Source organism: Propionispira arboris (assembly GCF_900109225.1).
Lineage (GTDB): Bacteria > Bacillota > Negativicutes > Selenomonadales > Selenomonadaceae > Propionispira > Propionispira arboris.
The window spans coordinates 99,394-116,397 of sequence record NZ_FNZK01000008.1 but is presented as its reverse complement, the minus strand read 5'-3'; the positions used below and the strand labels follow the sequence as shown (position 1 = coordinate 116,397).

Annotated in this window: 18 protein-coding genes; 11 read left to right on the top strand and 7 right to left on the bottom strand. The window is 39.0% G+C overall.

Annotated features, from left to right (window positions below; all coding sequences use genetic code 11):
- Window positions 1-140 precede the first annotated feature (140 nt).
- The 5 genes from BMY14_RS09660 (at window position 141) to BMY14_RS09640 (ending at window position 4,849) form a co-directional block, all read left to right on the top strand.
- Complete coding sequence (locus tag BMY14_RS09660) at window positions 141-1,202, top strand: methionine ABC transporter ATP-binding protein (protein ID WP_091831236.1); 1,062 nt, start codon at window positions 141-143, stop codon at window positions 1,200-1,202.
- The gene (locus tag BMY14_RS09655) at window positions 1,159-1,812 is read left to right on the top strand and encodes a methionine ABC transporter permease (RefSeq protein WP_091831234.1); all 654 of its coding nucleotides are present in this window, start codon (window positions 1,159-1,161) and stop codon (window positions 1,810-1,812) included. Before BMY14_RS09660 ends, BMY14_RS09655 begins: the two co-directional genes overlap by 44 nt.
- A 31-nt stretch (window positions 1,813-1,843) precedes the next feature.
- Window positions 1,844-2,671 (top strand): MetQ/NlpA family ABC transporter substrate-binding protein, encoded by an 828-nt coding sequence (locus BMY14_RS09650; RefSeq protein ID WP_091831232.1) that lies wholly within the window; start codon window positions 1,844-1,846, stop codon window positions 2,669-2,671.
- Between the two features lie 29 nt (window positions 2,672-2,700).
- The gene (locus tag BMY14_RS09645) at window positions 2,701-4,032 is read left to right on the top strand and encodes an amidohydrolase (protein ID WP_091831230.1); all 1,332 of its coding nucleotides are present in this window, start codon (window positions 2,701-2,703) and stop codon (window positions 4,030-4,032) included.
- Between the two features lie 61 nt (window positions 4,033-4,093).
- Window positions 4,094-4,849, top strand: coding sequence for a C39 family peptidase (locus BMY14_RS09640; protein WP_245741351.1), 756 nt, complete (start codon window positions 4,094-4,096; stop codon window positions 4,847-4,849).
- Window positions 4,850-4,986: 137 nt separating this feature from the next.
- Here BMY14_RS09640 and BMY14_RS09635 read toward each other — a convergent pair whose 3' ends face one another.
- The 6 genes from BMY14_RS09635 to BMY14_RS09610 form a co-directional block, all read right to left on the bottom strand.
- Entirely contained in the window at window positions 4,987-5,490 is a 504-nt protein-coding gene (locus BMY14_RS09635; protein ID WP_091831226.1) for a DUF1097 domain-containing protein, read from the bottom strand.
- Window positions 5,491-5,554: 64 nt separating this feature from the next.
- Window positions 5,555-6,313 carry a 5-oxoprolinase subunit PxpA gene (locus BMY14_RS09630; RefSeq protein ID WP_091831224.1) on the bottom strand — a complete coding sequence of 253 codons (759 nt, stop codon included), beginning with the start codon at window positions 6,311-6,313 and terminating at the stop codon, window positions 5,555-5,557.
- 14 nt (window positions 6,314-6,327) lie between these two features.
- On the bottom strand, window positions 6,328-7,704 hold the full coding sequence (locus tag BMY14_RS09625; protein ID WP_091831222.1) for an acetyl-CoA carboxylase biotin carboxylase subunit: 1,377 nt from the start codon (window positions 7,702-7,704) through the stop codon (window positions 6,328-6,330).
- A 33-nt stretch (window positions 7,705-7,737) separates the two neighbouring features.
- A complete protein-coding gene (locus tag BMY14_RS09620; protein ID WP_019552259.1) occupies window positions 7,738-7,956 on the bottom strand; it encodes a biotin/lipoyl-containing protein in 219 nt (72 codons plus the stop codon).
- 35 nt (window positions 7,957-7,991) lie between these two features.
- The gene (locus BMY14_RS09615) at window positions 7,992-8,981 is read right to left on the bottom strand and encodes a 5-oxoprolinase subunit C family protein (protein WP_091831220.1); all 990 of its coding nucleotides are present in this window, start codon (window positions 8,979-8,981) and stop codon (window positions 7,992-7,994) included.
- Window positions 8,982-9,009: 28 nt separating this feature from the next.
- The gene (locus BMY14_RS09610) at window positions 9,010-9,993 is read right to left on the bottom strand and encodes a 5-oxoprolinase subunit B family protein (RefSeq protein ID WP_091831218.1); all 984 of its coding nucleotides are present in this window, start codon (window positions 9,991-9,993) and stop codon (window positions 9,010-9,012) included.
- A 311-nt stretch (window positions 9,994-10,304) separates the two neighbouring features.
- Between BMY14_RS09610 and BMY14_RS09600 the strand changes: the two genes are divergently transcribed.
- Window positions 10,305-11,060, top strand: a complete 756-nt coding sequence (locus tag BMY14_RS09600) for a response regulator transcription factor (protein WP_019552256.1) — start codon at window positions 10,305-10,307, stop codon at window positions 11,058-11,060.
- 57 nt (window positions 11,061-11,117) lie between these two features.
- Here the strand turns inward: BMY14_RS09600 and BMY14_RS09595 are convergent, their stop codons facing one another.
- On the bottom strand, window positions 11,118-11,708 hold the full coding sequence (locus tag BMY14_RS09595; RefSeq protein ID WP_091831214.1) for an N-acetylmuramoyl-L-alanine amidase: 591 nt from the start codon (window positions 11,706-11,708) through the stop codon (window positions 11,118-11,120).
- A 245-nt stretch (window positions 11,709-11,953) separates the two neighbouring features.
- Here BMY14_RS09595 and BMY14_RS09590 point away from each other — a divergent pair, with 245 nt between their 5' ends.
- The 5 genes from BMY14_RS09590 (at window position 11,954) to BMY14_RS09570 (ending at window position 17,004) form a co-directional block, all read left to right on the top strand.
- Complete coding sequence (locus tag BMY14_RS09590; RefSeq protein WP_177177539.1) at window positions 11,954-13,072, top strand: MGDG synthase family glycosyltransferase; 1,119 nt, start codon at window positions 11,954-11,956, stop codon at window positions 13,070-13,072.
- The gene (locus BMY14_RS09585) at window positions 13,069-13,782 is read left to right on the top strand and encodes a zinc dependent phospholipase C family protein (RefSeq protein ID WP_091831210.1); all 714 of its coding nucleotides are present in this window, start codon (window positions 13,069-13,071) and stop codon (window positions 13,780-13,782) included. Before BMY14_RS09590 ends, BMY14_RS09585 begins: the two co-directional genes overlap by 4 nt.
- Before the next feature lie 144 nt (window positions 13,783-13,926).
- On the top strand, window positions 13,927-15,225 hold the full coding sequence (locus BMY14_RS09580) for an ABC transporter substrate-binding protein (protein WP_091831208.1): 1,299 nt from the start codon (window positions 13,927-13,929) through the stop codon (window positions 15,223-15,225).
- Between the two features lie 200 nt (window positions 15,226-15,425).
- Complete coding sequence (locus tag BMY14_RS09575) at window positions 15,426-16,187, top strand: carbohydrate ABC transporter permease (RefSeq protein ID WP_245741350.1); 762 nt, start codon at window positions 15,426-15,428, stop codon at window positions 16,185-16,187.
- Window positions 16,177-17,004 (top strand): carbohydrate ABC transporter permease, encoded by an 828-nt coding sequence (locus tag BMY14_RS09570; RefSeq protein ID WP_091831204.1) that lies wholly within the window; start codon window positions 16,177-16,179, stop codon window positions 17,002-17,004. The genes BMY14_RS09575 and BMY14_RS09570 overlap by 11 nt, the downstream gene beginning before the upstream one ends.

Genomic DNA, 17,004 nt, shown 5'->3' with positions numbered 1-17,004 from the left:
ATATGGGTGTTGCAGGACTTTTTTGCTGTTTTAAGTTCAGTTGACAATATTTTCATTAATGCTATAATATAATAAAGTTAATACATATTTAACATATATGTATTAACTTTATTATGTTATGATTGCAGCAAGGAGAAACAATGATTGAATTAAAAAATATACAAAAAATATTTTATAAAAATAGCAGTGAAATTCAAGCTTTAAAAAACATCAATTTAAAAATCAACGAAGGTGATATTTTTGGTGTAATCGGCTTTAGCGGTGCCGGAAAAAGCACCTTGATCCGCATGGTAAATTATCTGGAACAACCCACCTTCGGTGAAGTTATCGTAAACGACCAGAACCTTTCTAACTTATCACCCCAAAAACTTCGTTTGCTGCGCAAGCAAATCGGGATGATCTTTCAGCATTTTAATCTGCTGGAGTCAAAGACAGTTTTTGAAAATGTTTCTATTCCACTTTTATTGGAGGGAACGGATAAAAACACCATCTATACACGGATTACAGAACTGCTTAATTTTGTCGGTCTTGCCAGCAAGGCAGATGCCTATCCAGATGAACTATCGGGCGGACAAAAGCAGCGTGTCGGCATTGCCAGAGCCTTAGCAACAAACCCATTTATTCTCTTATGTGATGAAGCAACCTCGGCACTTGATCCACAAACGACAGGCTCCATTTTACAACTATTAAAAGAAATCAATAAAAAATACAAGATTACGATTTTAATCATCACCCATGAAATGAATGTTATTCGAGAAATCTGTAATCGTGTTGCTGTTATGGAAAAAGGTGAAATTATCGAAGAAGGTTCTTTGCTTGATATTTTTGAAAACCCACAGCAACAAACAACCAAAAATTTCATTCGTACAATCGTACATGATGAAATTCCACCAGTAATATTAAACACACTTGATTTCAGCAATAAAAATAAACTGGTCTTAAAACTAAAATTCATTGGTGAAAATTCTCAGCAGGCTTTATTAAGTGAAGCTTGTTATCAATATAGTGTACAGCCCAATATTTTATTTGCAAATGTAACGGAATTGCAGGGTGATATATTAGGGCATTTAACAGTTGAATTAAATGGTACCCCAGAAAACATTGAGAAAACACATCAATATTTATTACAAAAAAACGTAGGAATCGAGGTGGTAGAAAATGGCAACCATAACAACTGCACAAATAATCAAAGCGATTCTTGAAACACTACAAATGGTTAGCATCTCCCTGCTGCTCGGGGCTCTCGGCGGAATACCCCTGGGTGTTTTATTAGTTTTGACAAAAGCAGGCGGCATACGTAAAAACACATTTATGTTTCGCTCTTTGAACAATTTGGTCAACATCGTACGTTCCTTGCCTTTTATCATTTTATTGGTAGCTATCGTGCCCTTCACAAAATTGATTGTTGGTACATCAATTGGGACAAAAGCTGCTATTGTTCCTTTGATTATCTATATCATTCCTTTTATTGCTCGCTTAGTGGAAAATTCTTTGTTAGAAGTCAATCAAGGGATCATCGAAGCTGCCCAAGCCATGGGAGCAACTACGATACAAATCATTCGTTATTTTTTGCTTCCCGAAGCTTTAGGATCTATCATATTATCATTAACTACTGCCACAATCGGTTTAATCGGTGCTACCGCAATGGCTGGAACCATTGGTGGCGGCGGAATTGGCGACATTGCTATTTCCTATGGATATCAACGTTTTAACACAGAAGTTATTGTGTTCACTGTATTTATTTTAATTATTTTTGTCCAGTGTATTCAAAATTTCGGCAACCATTTGGCACAAAAAGCCAGAAGACATTAATTACAAAAACAAACGAAAGCAGGTTATTTTTATGAAAAGATTTTTTACCGGATTATTACTGATAACATTACTATTTACCATACTGGGCTGTGGAGATTCCAATCAAGCCGAAAACACAAAAGAAAAAAAAGAAATCACCATTGGTGTATCGCCGGGTCCTTATAATGAACTTTTTGATAAAGCCATCAAACCAATCTTAGAAAAAAAAGGTTATACCGTCAAATCTATTGATTTTTCCGATTTATTGCAATCTGAAGTAGCTCTTTCTGAAGGCAGCGTTGATTTAAATGTAGCACAACATACGGCCTATGCTGACAATTACAACAAAGAAAAAGGCGGGAAATTAACACCTATCGTGCCAATCCCAACTGTGCCAGCTGCCATTTTCTCCAACAAATACAAATCTTTAGATCAGGTTGCCCCAGGTCAAAAAGTCGGAATTCCGATGGACCCTTCCAATGCAGCCAGAGCATTCAGACTTCTGGCAAAAGCAGGGTGGATTACACTGAATGATGCGGCAAATCCAACAACATTAACTAAAAATGACATCAAAGATAATATTCATAACATTGAAATCATGGAAATGGATTCCGCACAACTGCCTCGTTCACTCGATGATTTAGATTTTGCTGTCATTCCGGGCAGTATTGTCTATTCAGCTAAAATGGATGCGGCAAAAGGATTATTACAAGAAAATGTTAGTCGCGAATTGGAACTGGTTGTCGTCGTCGACGAAAAAAATAAAGATTCCCAATGGGCAAAAGATATCGTAGCTGCTTACAAATCAGCAGAATTTAAAGACTATATGAAAGAAAACAACAAAAACAACTACTGGTTTATTCCTGAAGAATTAAAATAAAATTGCCGAGATAAAGGAAATGATGCCATATGGATAAAATAGAAGAAAAAATTCTTAAAATTATTGATGAACACAGACAACAAATCATTGATTTTGCGGAAGATATTTATCAACATCCTGAACTAGGCTATAAAGAAACAAGAACTGCCAGTAAGGTTTTTGACCTCCTGCAAAAAAACACCGCAAAAGCAGAAAAAAGTCTTGCCATCACTGGCGTAAAAGCTTATTTGAAAGACCCGCAAGAAAATGAAATTAACCTAGCTTTAATTGGGGAACTTGATGCCGTATCTTCACCACATCACGCTTATGCTGACAAAACAACCGGTGCCTGTCATGCTTGTGGTCACCATTGTCAATTAGCCGGAATGATTGGTGCAGCGCTTGCATTAACGGATGAAGAAATTAAAAATTCACTGGCGGGAAATGTTACATTTTTCGCCGTGCCTTCGGAAGAATATGGTGAAGTTGAATTCAAACTTAACTTAAAAGAAAAAACCCTGATTAAATATGGCGGTGGAAAATCAGAACTGCTTCGAATCGGTGCTTTCAATGATATTGATATCGCCATAACCCATCATTCCAGACCTGGCACCGCTGACGTGGTTGTCGGTGATCGCCTTAGTAATGGTTTCGTTTCAAAAGTAATTCGCTACAAAGGACGCGCCGCTCATGCCGCAGCCAATCCGCATCTAGGTGTCAATGCACTAAATGCCGCAGCATTAGGGCTAAACGCCTTAGCGATGCAGCGGGAAACCTTTCAAGATAAAGATATGGTAAGAGTGCATACCATTCTTACGAAAGGCGGCAGCCTCGTTAATGTGATTCCTGAAGAAGTGGTCATCGAAAGCCTCGTACGCGCTAACAATGTCCAAGCAATCGAAGATGCCAGCCAAAAAACGGATCGGGCTTTTGAAGCAGGTGCTCTGGCGTTGGGTGCTAATCTCGAAATCTATACTTCACCGGGATATTTACCAACCATTCCGCGAGCACCGTCCAGTGATATTTTAGACATTGCCAAAATGATTTTACCGCAGGGATCAATACGTACCGCCCAGCCTCATGAATCCAGTGCTGGCTCAAGTGATGTTGGTGATTTAACACACGTAATGCCAGTCTTAACGTTTGAAACAGGCGGTGTCAGCGGCGATCTCCATTCAAAAGACTTTAAAATTATCAACAAAGATATCGCCTATATTGCTACCGCAAAAATCATGGCATTAACCGCCTATCGTTTATTAAAAGAAAATGGAGAAAAAGCAAAAAACATCAAAAAAGATTTCAAACCAATCTTCAGCATCGAAGAATATAAAAAACATATGGACCAATTCGAAAGTGTTTTAAAGAAAAATTTCTCAAATTAACAAAATTCTTAATAAATCTTATATAATTGTATTGCAGACTATTATATGAAAAAGGAGCGATATGATGAAAGCAAAAAATTATTTTTTCTGTATGACGACTATCTTGGCTCTGACAATCTTCACCTTCACCGGGACCTCTGCCCAAGCAAGTAACAAGGTAATTTCCTATCCACCAGACTATAACCTTACCAGCGAAGGTGCATCCGCTTATAATGGAATCGGCAATGTAAAGCACTCACCTTACTATTCAGTTCTAGATTTTTATGATCTAAAGTCTACAAAAAACTTAACTATTTTAAGCAATTATAAAACCTATCAGCAAACGACTGAAATAAGCTGCGGTCCATCTGCTGCTTTAACGGTACTATACCATTTTGGCAACACGACTTGGGATGAGAAAAAACTAATGGCTAGTATGGATACAAAACCAGCCATTGGCACCGATACCGCTGGCATGGTTAAATTTTTCAAACAAATTGGCTGGAATGTTTCATCCAGTCTTGATCAGCCTAAATTTTCAAACCCGCAGGATGTAAAAAATTTCATTTTGAAAAATCTCAAAAACAATACACCTATTATGGTTGAAAATATTGAATGGGGCGGACATTGGCGTGTCATTATTGGCTATGATACAATGGGAACTGATACGATAGCCGATGATGTACTGATTTTAGCGGACTCTTATGATACAGCTGATCACCAGCAAGACGGCTATACAATTAATCCGGCTGAAAAGTTTTTTTACATGTGGTTTGATGCCCATATGCTGCCACAAGGTCAACAAGATCAACAATGGGTTGTTGCAAGTCCTCAATAAAACTCTGATAAATATTTATTTTTCGATAATCACATACAAAAGAATGTCTATGACTCAAAGCGTAGACATTCTTTTTTAGTTCACACAAAAAAGCTGCGTCATAATAAAACGCAGCTTTTGATTGCTCTTTATATAATTTATTCACTGGCTGTTTTCCCTAATCCAGCTAATTTAATACTTAACCAGCCAAAAACTAAACCCAAGAAATTTGCTCCGGTAATCCACAGTACTGCATACCCCAAATTATATACATATACAGTTTGCACTGGAAAAGATGCAGCATAATAACCGGCAAACATACAAGAATAAGAATTAAACGATGCCAAGGAGCAATCGAGTCCCTTGATTTTCAATGTCAGCATCAATAAAAACACTGTGATAAATACGGCAAAGATCATTGCCCCCAACGGTGATAACATGCCGCTCAAACTATCGATCAGGACAATTGCCAGCACCGCCAGCATAGAACCAGCAAGCATCGGTGGTATTGCCTGTTTAAAACCAGCAACCGTTGCCCCTAATGTGAAATACCAAGCCCAGCCAATAAACAAAGCCCAAATAGGCAAACCAGCTAAAGCACCTAAACAAGACAGAGCTGCCAATACAGCCACCGATATATCTAAAGAATTAATTTTCTTCATAGGTCACCGCCTTATTCTAAATTTCCCACTATAAAGTAGAATGCAAACTTCACCTGACTGTCTATTACATACTCTTATCCAGCGCAGCAAGTTCAACGCCCGCCCCTTCCAATGCCTGTCGAACTGCTTTGGCTACAGAAACAGCATTCGGTGCATCTCCGTGGATACATATAGTACGCCCTTCTACTGGGATCAGATCTCCAGCGACGGTATCGATTTTGTGATCGCATACTGCTCGCAAAGCTCGTGCAGCCACTTCCTGTGGTGATCTTTCTTTTTTAATTCTTTCTAAAATCCAGTTTCCCTCAGCATCATAGCCCAAATCAATCAAGATTTCTGGTGCCGTTTTCAAACCTCGCTTTTGTGCACGTTTTAACGCTTCGCAGCCCGTATGCAGCATAATATACAAATCTTTATTATACAATTCCACGGTGTCGAGAAAAGCATCAATATATATTTCCTGTTCACCAACCATACGATATAAAATCCCATGCGGCTTTATATGTTGTAATTTCATATTGTGTATCTTCAAAAAAGCATCGATCGCTCCTAATTGATATAAAATATCACTTTTCAGTTCCTCTACCGATATATTGATCTGCCTGCGACCAAACCCCTGCCGATCATTTAACCCCACATGCGCGCCAACAGCAACGTTATATTTTTTCGCCCAGGCAATCGTTCGTTCCATCACCAGTGGATCACCTGCATGAAACCCTGTAGCAATATTCGCTGAGCTTACCCAGGGCATTAGGGCTTCATCATCACCCAAAATATAGCGACCAAAGCTTTCGCCCATATCGACATTTACATCAATTTTCATCGGGACTGCCTCCTTCAACTCAATTTTGCCTGTGCCAAACAATGTTCTTTACTCAGAAAAGCCGTATTGATATCACCTGCGACAAATTTGGGATGATTTAATATTGCCAAATCGGCACGAATGGTTGTTTTAATTCCCTCTACAACAAAAGACATTAAGCCTGTTTTTAAAATTTCAATCGCTGCCTCTCGATCCGCGCCCCAGCTGATTACCTTCGCAAACAAAGGATCATAATATGGTGGTACATTTCCACCCTCTTCAGCCACGGAATCAATTCGCAAACTGGTATTTATGATTGTATCTGGTAAAGATAGTTTCCTGATTATCCCGGGAGACGGCATGAATGTCTCTGGATCTTCGGCATAAATGCGGCACTCAATCGCATGTCCACAAAAACTGACATCCTGTTGCTGCATCGCCAATTTCTCACCAGCAGCAATGCGAATTTGCTGTTCAACAATATCGATCTTAGTAATATATTCAGTAACAGGATGTTCCACCTGGAGCCGAGCATTAATTTCCATAAAATAATAAGATCCCTCTATATCTCTAAGATATTCAATGGTGCCGGCACCCGTATAACGCATTGTCTGAATTAATTTTTTTGTATAGGCAAACAATCTTTGCCGCTCCGTTTCACTAACAACCACCGATGGTGATTCTTCAATGATTTTCTGATAACGCCTTTGGATTGAACACTCTCGTTCCCCCAAACAAATTACCTGCTGATCCTGATCCGCCAAGAATTGTACTTCAATATGCCTTGCTCGCTCAATGACTTTTTCTACATACACATCCCCCGAAGCAAATGCCATCACACCGACCCGCTGCAAACTATCCAGCATCGCTTGCATTTTTTTTGAATCCTGTATTTCATCAATGCGTTGGATGCCCTTGCCGCCACCGCCCTTATCGAGCTTCAGCATCAGTGGAACCCCCACGGATTCAGCAATATTATAAATATCACGAATCGTTTCAATCGGCTGAATCGTTCCCGGTGTAACCGGCAAGTCCAATTCACTGGCCAGTTTACGACAGTAGCATTTTGATTCGATATTTTCCAAAACCTTAGGATCCGGACCAATCCAGATTGCTCCAGATGCTACAACAGCTTTTGCAAAACCAGCGTTTTCCGATAAAAATCCATACCCGGGATGAACCGCATCTGCTTTCGATTTTTTCAGTACAGTTACTATAGATTCAATATTTAAATAACTTTTTATTGGACTTGGTGCCCCAATGCAATAACTCTCATTCGCCTGTTTAACATAAGAAGCATCTTTATCAGCTTCTGAATATACAACAACCGTTGCAATCCCCATAAGATTGCAGGTCTTTATAATTCGACTTACGATTTCACCACGATTTGCTATCAGTATTTTTTTTATCATAAACGCATTTCCGCCTCTCTATCTAGTAATTATTTAAACTTCCAGAAGGATCATCGGCGTATCAACGTCCATTTCATCCCATTCACCAACGAGAATTTTCTTCACCGTACCACGTTTTCCGGTTGGGCAGCTAATTTCTATTTTCATGCAGTTAATAACTGCTAATTCTTGTCCCTCTGTTACGCTTTCACCTTCCACTACCACAACTCTTGCAACCAATCCTGGCATCGGCGCTTTTAATGTATATTCCATTTTTCATTCCTCCATTGCCTTTTTTTCATTACATATTATCTGTTTGTAATAACAAGATCTTCCGCTGCCAGCATAGCGATACGGTCCCGGCGGGCTGACACAGCCTCTTCCACCGTCGTCAACTTGAATTTTACTTTATCGCGCGAGGGAATTCCTTGCCCAATTTTCCATAAATCAGCATAAATTACATTTGCAACACAGACAAAACCACCCAGTGTCGGTCCATCCGCTATAAGCAATGAAGGTGTGTTGCCTGTCACATTAATGGCCCCGCGCATATTGTACCCATGATCTACGATATTAGAAGGATGGCTGCCACCTTTCCCACCATCTTCTCGTGCCCAAAAATAATCCGGTACTTCTGCTAACCGATAGGCCGCCCGATTGGCATTATGTGAAATTTTCATTGTTGTCGAAAATAAATAATCCATACCGGCTTCGCTTACATAATCTGGTGCCGAATTTGGTCCGGGAATAGCACGTAATTCCCATTCATTCGTATATTGAGGAATATATTTAGGGTTAAGTTTTCGCCCAGCAAGACTGTCTTTGACTTTTGCCGCTGCCTCAATCACATCACCCACTTGAAGTTTTCTGCCCTGAAATCCACCATAAGAACCAAATAAACAGGTTGATTTGCTGCCAAGATAAACTGGCACATCAATACCGCCAGCAATACATAAGTATGCTCGAAAACCCGTTGTCCCAAAATGATCAAATTCTAGCTGATCCCCTATTTTCACAGGAATAGCTTCCCATAAAGCAATCGGCTCACCATTCAATTTCACCGCCATATCTGCACCACAAATCGCAATAACACCGGCTTGGATAAATTCAAATTGGCAGTATCCACCAGCTATTTCAAGCCCAGCTTCACCGATTTCATTCTGCAAAACTGCATTTCCTAACTGTAATGCCAAATTATCCATAGCACCGGCTGCCGCCATTCCTAAACCCATGTACCCCAAGCGGCCAGGCCAATCTTCTACCAAAACTTCGATTCCCGCTTTTATAACTTTTAACATATACTTCAAACCTCCTCACAGTTTACGATTAAAGTTTCGGTGCTTTTGCTGCCCCTTTAGCTTGCCGTTTCGCAAAATCTTCCGCGCCTTTTTGTACTTCGGGTGCAGCCAAAAACTCTAAATATTCTTTTACAACAATTTTACTTTCTTCTATTTCATATTTGTAATCCGTTTTATCGTGAACATGTGCATAAATGTGATCAATTTCCGCCTCTGAGACCTCAACAAATTTCAAGCGATCTCCTGACGGATGATACAAAAACGGTTTTTCTTTGAATTGCGGATGGTTCATCGCCAATTGGAATGTCGGAATGGTTCGACCAAACAGCTGATAACCGCCACCAGTTGCGGTGGTATACGTAAACAAGCAGGCACCACCAATTCCAACAGCTCCCTCTGGTGTCCAAATCCTCGGTGGGTTATATTTCGGTACAATCATTTTGCAGCGAGGATCCATCGGCCAAAAAAATCCACCCCCAGGCCAAAATCCACAACCACTGTTATACCAGTACGTATCTAAAAGCATATGTTTTATATCATCAACCGAGCAGCCATTACACTGTGCCATATATTCAAGATTATAGCCATCAACACAATTTGGTGCATCAGGACGAACCTGTTTTTGATACAATGCCACTGCTTTTTTTGTTTGGCTGTCTTCAAAAGCAATCGGCAATGTAATGATTCTAGAGTCAATCACCATCTCTTCAACACTCGTAATAGATTCTTCGGCTTTTTTTATTTCTGCAATCAATTTTCCAGGAGAGATAACCAATGGATCAAAGTGAAACAAATTTGCTCGTAAACTTGGTACGGTTTCGATCAATCCCTGAATATTAACCTGCTTAATTTTACTGTCTACCGCCAAAATTCTAAATGAATCCAACAATTCCACTCGTTGTTCATGTCCATATTCAACTTGGATAAATCCATCACCCGCCTGACGGAATAAAATTTCAGTTCTCTCCTGTGTCGCTGGTAATGTATCGAGAATAACCTCATATTTACTCATTTAAAAGCCCCTCCCTTTTCTATAAAAAAAGACAAGCGTCCTGATTCCATAAATGGAAATATCAGCACCCTTGCCTTGATTTTCTTACCTGTTAAGTTTATATTTTCATTATAAGTTAGCTGCAACTCAAATTCAATTACTCCGATTGACCATCTATCCTTTGTGATCTTTGCATTTATGGTAAAAAAGTAGTAGAAATCCATTAAAACATGTTATAATCTAACCAATATACGATATAACTTATTTTTCATAATAAATTCCAGCCTTCAAAGAAGCGATTTATTTATATAATTAGGTATGGTGGTGATATTTTGGACTATCTTGGTAATAATGTTTGGATGGTACTCACAGATATAATCTATAAAATCCATAGTATTCACAACATTGATAAAATGCGCTCCATTTTACTCAAACAACTGCAATGGGTCATTCCATTTGATCGTGCAACCTCATATCTCGCCTCTGGTGAACAAGATCTTTCGCTGTGCTCACCAATCACCTTAAATTTTCCTGACGAATACGTAAAACAATATTTAGAACACTACTACCAGTATGACTATTCTCGTGGCATTAAAATCAGTGCCAATAATATTGTATATTTAGATTCTGACATTTGTGACGAAAAAGTATGGTTAAAATCTACCTACTATGAACAAATATGTCAACCAAATTCCATTCGGCATATTATCCATATCAATTTAGCCTTTGATAATACTTTTTTAGGAGTTCTGTCACTCTATCGCAGTGAAACATCCATCAATTTTTCGTACCGGGATTCTTTTATTTTAAACCAGCTAAAAGATCATCTCGCCTTGAGGCTGCATACGGCATACCTCGCCAAAGAACAAACCAGCACGAAATTATCGACATTCGACTGTAGTATCAAATTTCAATTGACAGCTCGCGAAGAGCGGGTTCTTTCACTTATGGCAAAAGGATTTTCCACCGAGGAAATGTGCAGTGCATTAATTATCACTCCCAATACACTCAAAAAGCACATTATGAGCATCTATAAAAAACTCGGCATTAAAAACCGAATACAATTACTAAAAATGATTCAAGAATAAAATTAAACGAGCCAAGCATTCAAGTATTGAACACCGAATGTTTGGCTCGTTTTTTCATTACAAATACATAAAACTGCTTTTTCGAAGATCATTCATTGAACTATACAAATTTGCACCCGGACAAAGCGTAGCACATAAGTCGCGATGACCTTGGACTGTATATTTATTAGGACCAAATTGGTATTTCGTACATAGCGAAGCAATCAAACGCGAAGCCGATTCCATTTGCTCTGGTTTAGGGGTCGCAACTTCAAAATTCCCCACAATATTAATACCAATTGAATTTTTATTATACCCATAAGTATGTGCCCCAACGGTATCCATTGGACGACCGCGTTCAATCGTTCCATCTTTGCGTATCAGAAAATGATACCCAATTCCCGCCCAGCCATTTGCCAAATGCCATTTATGTACTTCAGCAGCCGATACATCTTCATCCGTATTCCCAATATGATGAACTACGATCAAGTTCGTTGATACTCTTTTCGTTAGCGGGCCAAATATTAAATTTGTTTCTTTGATTTTTACAGGTTCCTTATTTAGGGAAGCAGCATTTGCAAATACCTGACCAGCTTGAACCAAATTCGGCGCTAGCCACATTGCACTGCAAATATAAAAAGTTTTTAATAAAAAAGTTTTACGATCCATCTTAACACTTTCACCTTCAGAAAATATTCATAAATTTGCAATACAATTGGGACAATCAAAACTAGCCCCGACAACATCGCCTTAATAATATTACTACTTAAGAATGAAATTGAAAAGCCCTACTTTGAAAAACGGGCGAAATAGTATAAATTATTTTCATTTTAGCTTAAACAAGAAAAGTTCATATTATAATTTAACACAATCATAATATGAACATAATAAATCCTGACTCGCTTTCAAATATAATGGAAGCAGAAAGTATTACGGAGGTGTTTACAATGCATAATGTGTTGATTTTAACTGTTTCTGTCGGCAACGGTCATAATCAGGCTGCCTTCAATATGCAGCAAAATTTGCAGGCATCTGGTTACACCGTAACAACCATCGATTTTCTGCAATTACAGCGTTATAGTCTGCCTAACCTGTTAAGCAAAGCTTACAAGACACTCATTGAATACAAGCCGTCATTTTTTCGGCAAATTTGCAAAATCAGTGAAATTGAAACATTCGACAATGTCAAATACATGCTTGCCAAAACAAACCAACGGACCATGGGTCGTTTAGTGCAAAAATACCAACCAGACACGATTCTTTGTACACATTTTTTCCCGCTGGCTGCAGCAGCCGCTTACAAAAAAAAATATCATTCATCGTTTAAACTGGTTGGCATTGTAACGGACTATATTGTCCACCCCATTTGGGATGTTGCATATGTCGACCAGTATTTTGTTGCCCATCCCACATTGGTCAATCAGTTAAAAAGTTCCCTTCATCCAAGCGGGAGTATCATTCCGAGCGGTATCCCCGTTGGCCCTAATTTCACTCCAGTTGCTCATTCCGCCAGTCTCAATAATATTCTGATCATGACAAGCTGGCAGACCGATGAAACGATGTTGATGATCCTCAATGTATTGCAAGCTTTGCCTAGGACAATCCATTTTACTTTTGTTACCGGCAATGATCTGCCGCGACAAAAACAATTAGAAAAAATTGCCATTCATCAACCAAACTACACCGTTATTGGCTTTACGAATCAAGTTGCCTCGTTAATGAAAAAATCGGATTTAATCATTACCAAACCAGGCGGGCTTACCATTACCGAAGCTTTAGCGACAGCCACGCCAATCCTTGTATTTTCCCCAATCCCCGGTATTGAAGAGGACAATGCCCGTTTCTTAGAGCAAGAGAATTTAGGCTGTTGGGCTAAATGCGAAAACGACCTTAGAGCCTATATAAACACTTTCATGGAAAACCCTGAACAACTAAGCTCACTATCACAAAACATGTTGATTCAACAAAGTTCTTTAGCCTCACGTAAAATTCTAGATCACTTGATTTCACCAATAGAGCTGGTGGCATTATGACGATGACATCCGCCCGTTATTTCAGTCAAGGATTATCTATTCTCAGCACGCTTTCAGCCCCGCTTCAATACATCTTAGATATGCCTCATGATTCCACACTATGCCACACACATAAAGTCTGTAATGCCGAAGCTTTGCAGATCATCCGAGAAAATGGGTACCCTGAAGTTGCTTGCGTCCTAGAAAAAAATCTTAACGCTTTGCAGCTTGGTGTTACGTGGGCTGATTTAGAATTCAAAAACATCAATCATTTTTTTAATCCAATCACGCGCAAAGGCTTATGGCGATTTTCACCGGCAGTATATGATTTTTCTGTTTATCTGACCAAAGCCTGCCGTTTCGTGAAAAATAAAGATTTGGCAAATAGTTTTTTTTACCTGGGTGCAGCTGCACATTTATTACAAGATATGGCTGTTCCGCATCACGTTTGTGGTCATTTATTTAATGGACATAAAAAATTTGAACATTGGGTACAAACACATAACGACGAATTTAACGCACTGCAAGTCGAACTAATCCCGATAAAAAAGCCGCTTGAATTATTGCTCAATAATGCGATAATAGCAACGGATTTCATGCCATGGGTTGATGAAAATGCCACTATTACCCAATACCGCTTTGCCGCACAAACATTGCTGCCTATCGCTCAATCCAGTTCCGCCACCTTATTTGAATGGTTTATTTCAACAAAAATCTTATCGCAGCATTGATGCTTTATGTAAATTCGCCATCACTCTTGTATTAGCTGAAAATTTTTAACTTATTTTTAACATCGCCTTAACACCCTGCTGCTAAAAACAAGTTACACTTGAATACATAATACATTGTGTATGTATATGTAGGAGGTATCTGTTTTGAAACAATTCACAAAAATAATTTCCTTTTTATGTCTTAGCCTTTTTCTCATTACACTTACTGGTTGTGGTAACACAACAAAAACCAGTGAAAAAGTAACCATTGAGTATTGGCATGTAAATGCCGAAAGTTTTGGCGGAGCTACGGTCAAGCAACTTATTGAAACATTTAATAAAGAAAATCCTGATATTGAAGTCGTCGAAAAATTTAATCCTGATATGTATAAGGGATTAACACAAAATCTTCAAGCCGCCATGGCCTCAGGTAAAAATCCTGATGTTGTGCAAATGGGCTACAGTTACTTAAATTATGCCGGCGAAAACTTAAAATATGATGATATTCAAGAACTTATTAGTACACAAATGCCTGAAGATAAAAACTTCATACAAGATAATTTTTTGCCGAATATTATTTCTTTGGCAACAACCGATGATGGCAAACAAATCGGTGTGCCGTATTCCGTGAGTGTCCCAGTATTATATTATAATCCCGAGATATTTAAACAAGCGGGCCTTGACCCTAATAAACCGCCACGTACTTGGCAGGAAGTAACACAATACGCACAAATCATCAAAGAAAAAACTAGCAACGTTGGATTTTTCATGCAGGAATATGCCGATAACTGGGCTCAACAAGCTTTAATTGAATCCAATGGGGGCAAAATGCTCACTAAAAAAGATAATAAAACCGTTGCAGCTTTTGACTCACCGGAAGCTGCTCAGGCATATCAGGTTATTGCTGATATGGTGAAAGTCGGCACAGGGCTTCATTCCAGCAATGACGAAGCTTTCCAGGCTTTTCTAAGTGGCAAAGTAGGCATGGTTTGTACAACAATTGGGAAACGAGAAAACTTTGAAAAAAGTGCAAAATTCACGGTTATGAGTACACTATTTCCAACTTTTGAAAATAAACCTAGAAAGGTCCCTGCGGGCGGAAATATGCTGATGATTTTCTCTAAAGATCCAGAAAAACAAAAAGCTGCTTGGCGTTTTGTTAAATTTCTTGAATCGCCTTCAGCACTCGCTCTTTGGACAAAAGGTACCGGTTACCTTCCCCCACGCAAAGGTGTGACGGAAGATCCTAACGGATTAAAAGATTTTGTTGCCGAAAATAAAAACATGCAATCCGCTATGTCACAAATGCCGGATGTTGTAAAATGGGCAAGTTTTCCTGGTGCAAATGGACTTCAGGCTGAACAAGCATTGATTGATGTCCGTGATGTAATTTTAAGCGGTCAGCAGACTGCTGCCGCTGCCTTAAAACAAGCAGCCGATAAAGTAAATACTTTACTTCAATAACCCTGCCAAATAAAAGAATGCCGAATGAGCCCACGGCTTATTCGGCATTCTTTGTTTATTTCGCACCTGAAAGGATTGATTTTATGAACCGTCATTATTGGCAGCCCGGGCTTTTCTTAACTCCCGCAATTTTCTTGTCTTTGTTATTTTCGTACTGGCCTTTACTACAAGACCTTTGGCTGAGTTTCCACTCCTGGAATATGGTCAATCCCACAATGAAATTTGTTGGTTTTGATAATTATCGGCAATTGATGTCTGGTGATGAACTGTTTAAAATTCTTGCAAACACGCTTTTTTATATCATATTACTCGTCATCATCAATTTTCTGCTGCCCTATCTGTTATCTTTTGTTATGGCTCATTGTATTCACCATTTCAAGTTTTTCTACCGTTCTATCTTATTTATCCCCAGTACATTATCGCTGGCAGTAGCCAGTATCATTTTTCTTTGGATCTTTAATCCACTCGCTGGGCCGATCAGTTTACTGTTATCCAGTATAGGTTTAACTTCCCCCAGTTGGTTTAAAGAGCCAGGATTTGTCATTGCTGCAATCAGTTTCATCATTGGTTGGAAAATATTCGGTTACAATCTCCTTGTTCTCCTAGCCGCCATGGTTGATGTCCCCAAAGATTTAATTGAAGCCGCAAAACTCGAAAATGCCTCCAACTGGCATATTTTTCGTTATATCGTTGTACCAATGACATCACCAACAGCTATCTACGTTCTCATCATTACCATCGTCTTTGGCTTACAATATGTATTGGTCCCACTTAACATGCTTACACAAGGCGGTCCCAATCAAAGCAGCACGAACTTAGTATATATTGTATATCAATATGGTTTTGTCTTTTTCCAAACCGGAAAAGCCGCTGCCTTAGCCATACTTACAATGATTGTCTACGCTGGTTTTTTAGTAATAAAAAGCAAGGCTTTAAACAAGAAGGTGCATTATGAAAATTAACAAAAAAAGAAGTGTGCTGTGGCATTTTTTATTGATTGTTGTCATTCTTATAGAAGTTTGGCCCCTGCTATTTATGGTGTCGACTTCTTTTAAAACTATGGATCAAATATTCACAGCTACCTTAAATCCTTTTCCCGCCCCCTTTGTTTTAGATAACTACCTGCATGTATTAGAAACATTGCCCCTCCTAAACTATATCAGCAACACATTTATAATCGCCAGTGTCATTACCCTAGCAAAAATCTGCACAAGCCTTTTAGCTGCTTTTGCCTTTGTATATTATGATTTTCGCCATAAAGAAAAAATATTCAACGCCCTGCTGTTTACCTTTTTTATTCCCATTACAGTGGTAATTATGCCAAACTATTTGCTGATCGCTAAACTCGGCTTATTAAATAATCCCCTAGGGGTCATATTGCCTCAGTTAATGGATGGTATGGGCATTTTTCTGATGCGACAAACAATGCGTGGCATTCCAAAACCGCTTATTGAAGCCGCAAAACTCGAAAATGCCAGTGCCTGGCTTATTTTGCATCGTATTATGCTGCCCCTTATCAAACCGGCCATCTTCGCCATGGGGATTATCTTTTTTATTGATTCCTGGAATCAGTACTTTTGGCCATTATTGATACTCAATGACAAGGCAAGCTATACACTGCCTATTGCCCTACAAATGTTTATCAGCGCCGAAGGCGGCAGTGAATGGGGCATCGCGATGACATTAGCCACCCTGACCTCCTTACCGCCATTATTTTTGTACCTGCTTTTCCAACGTTTTATCATGAACTCATTTATACAATCTGGCGTGAAAGGATAG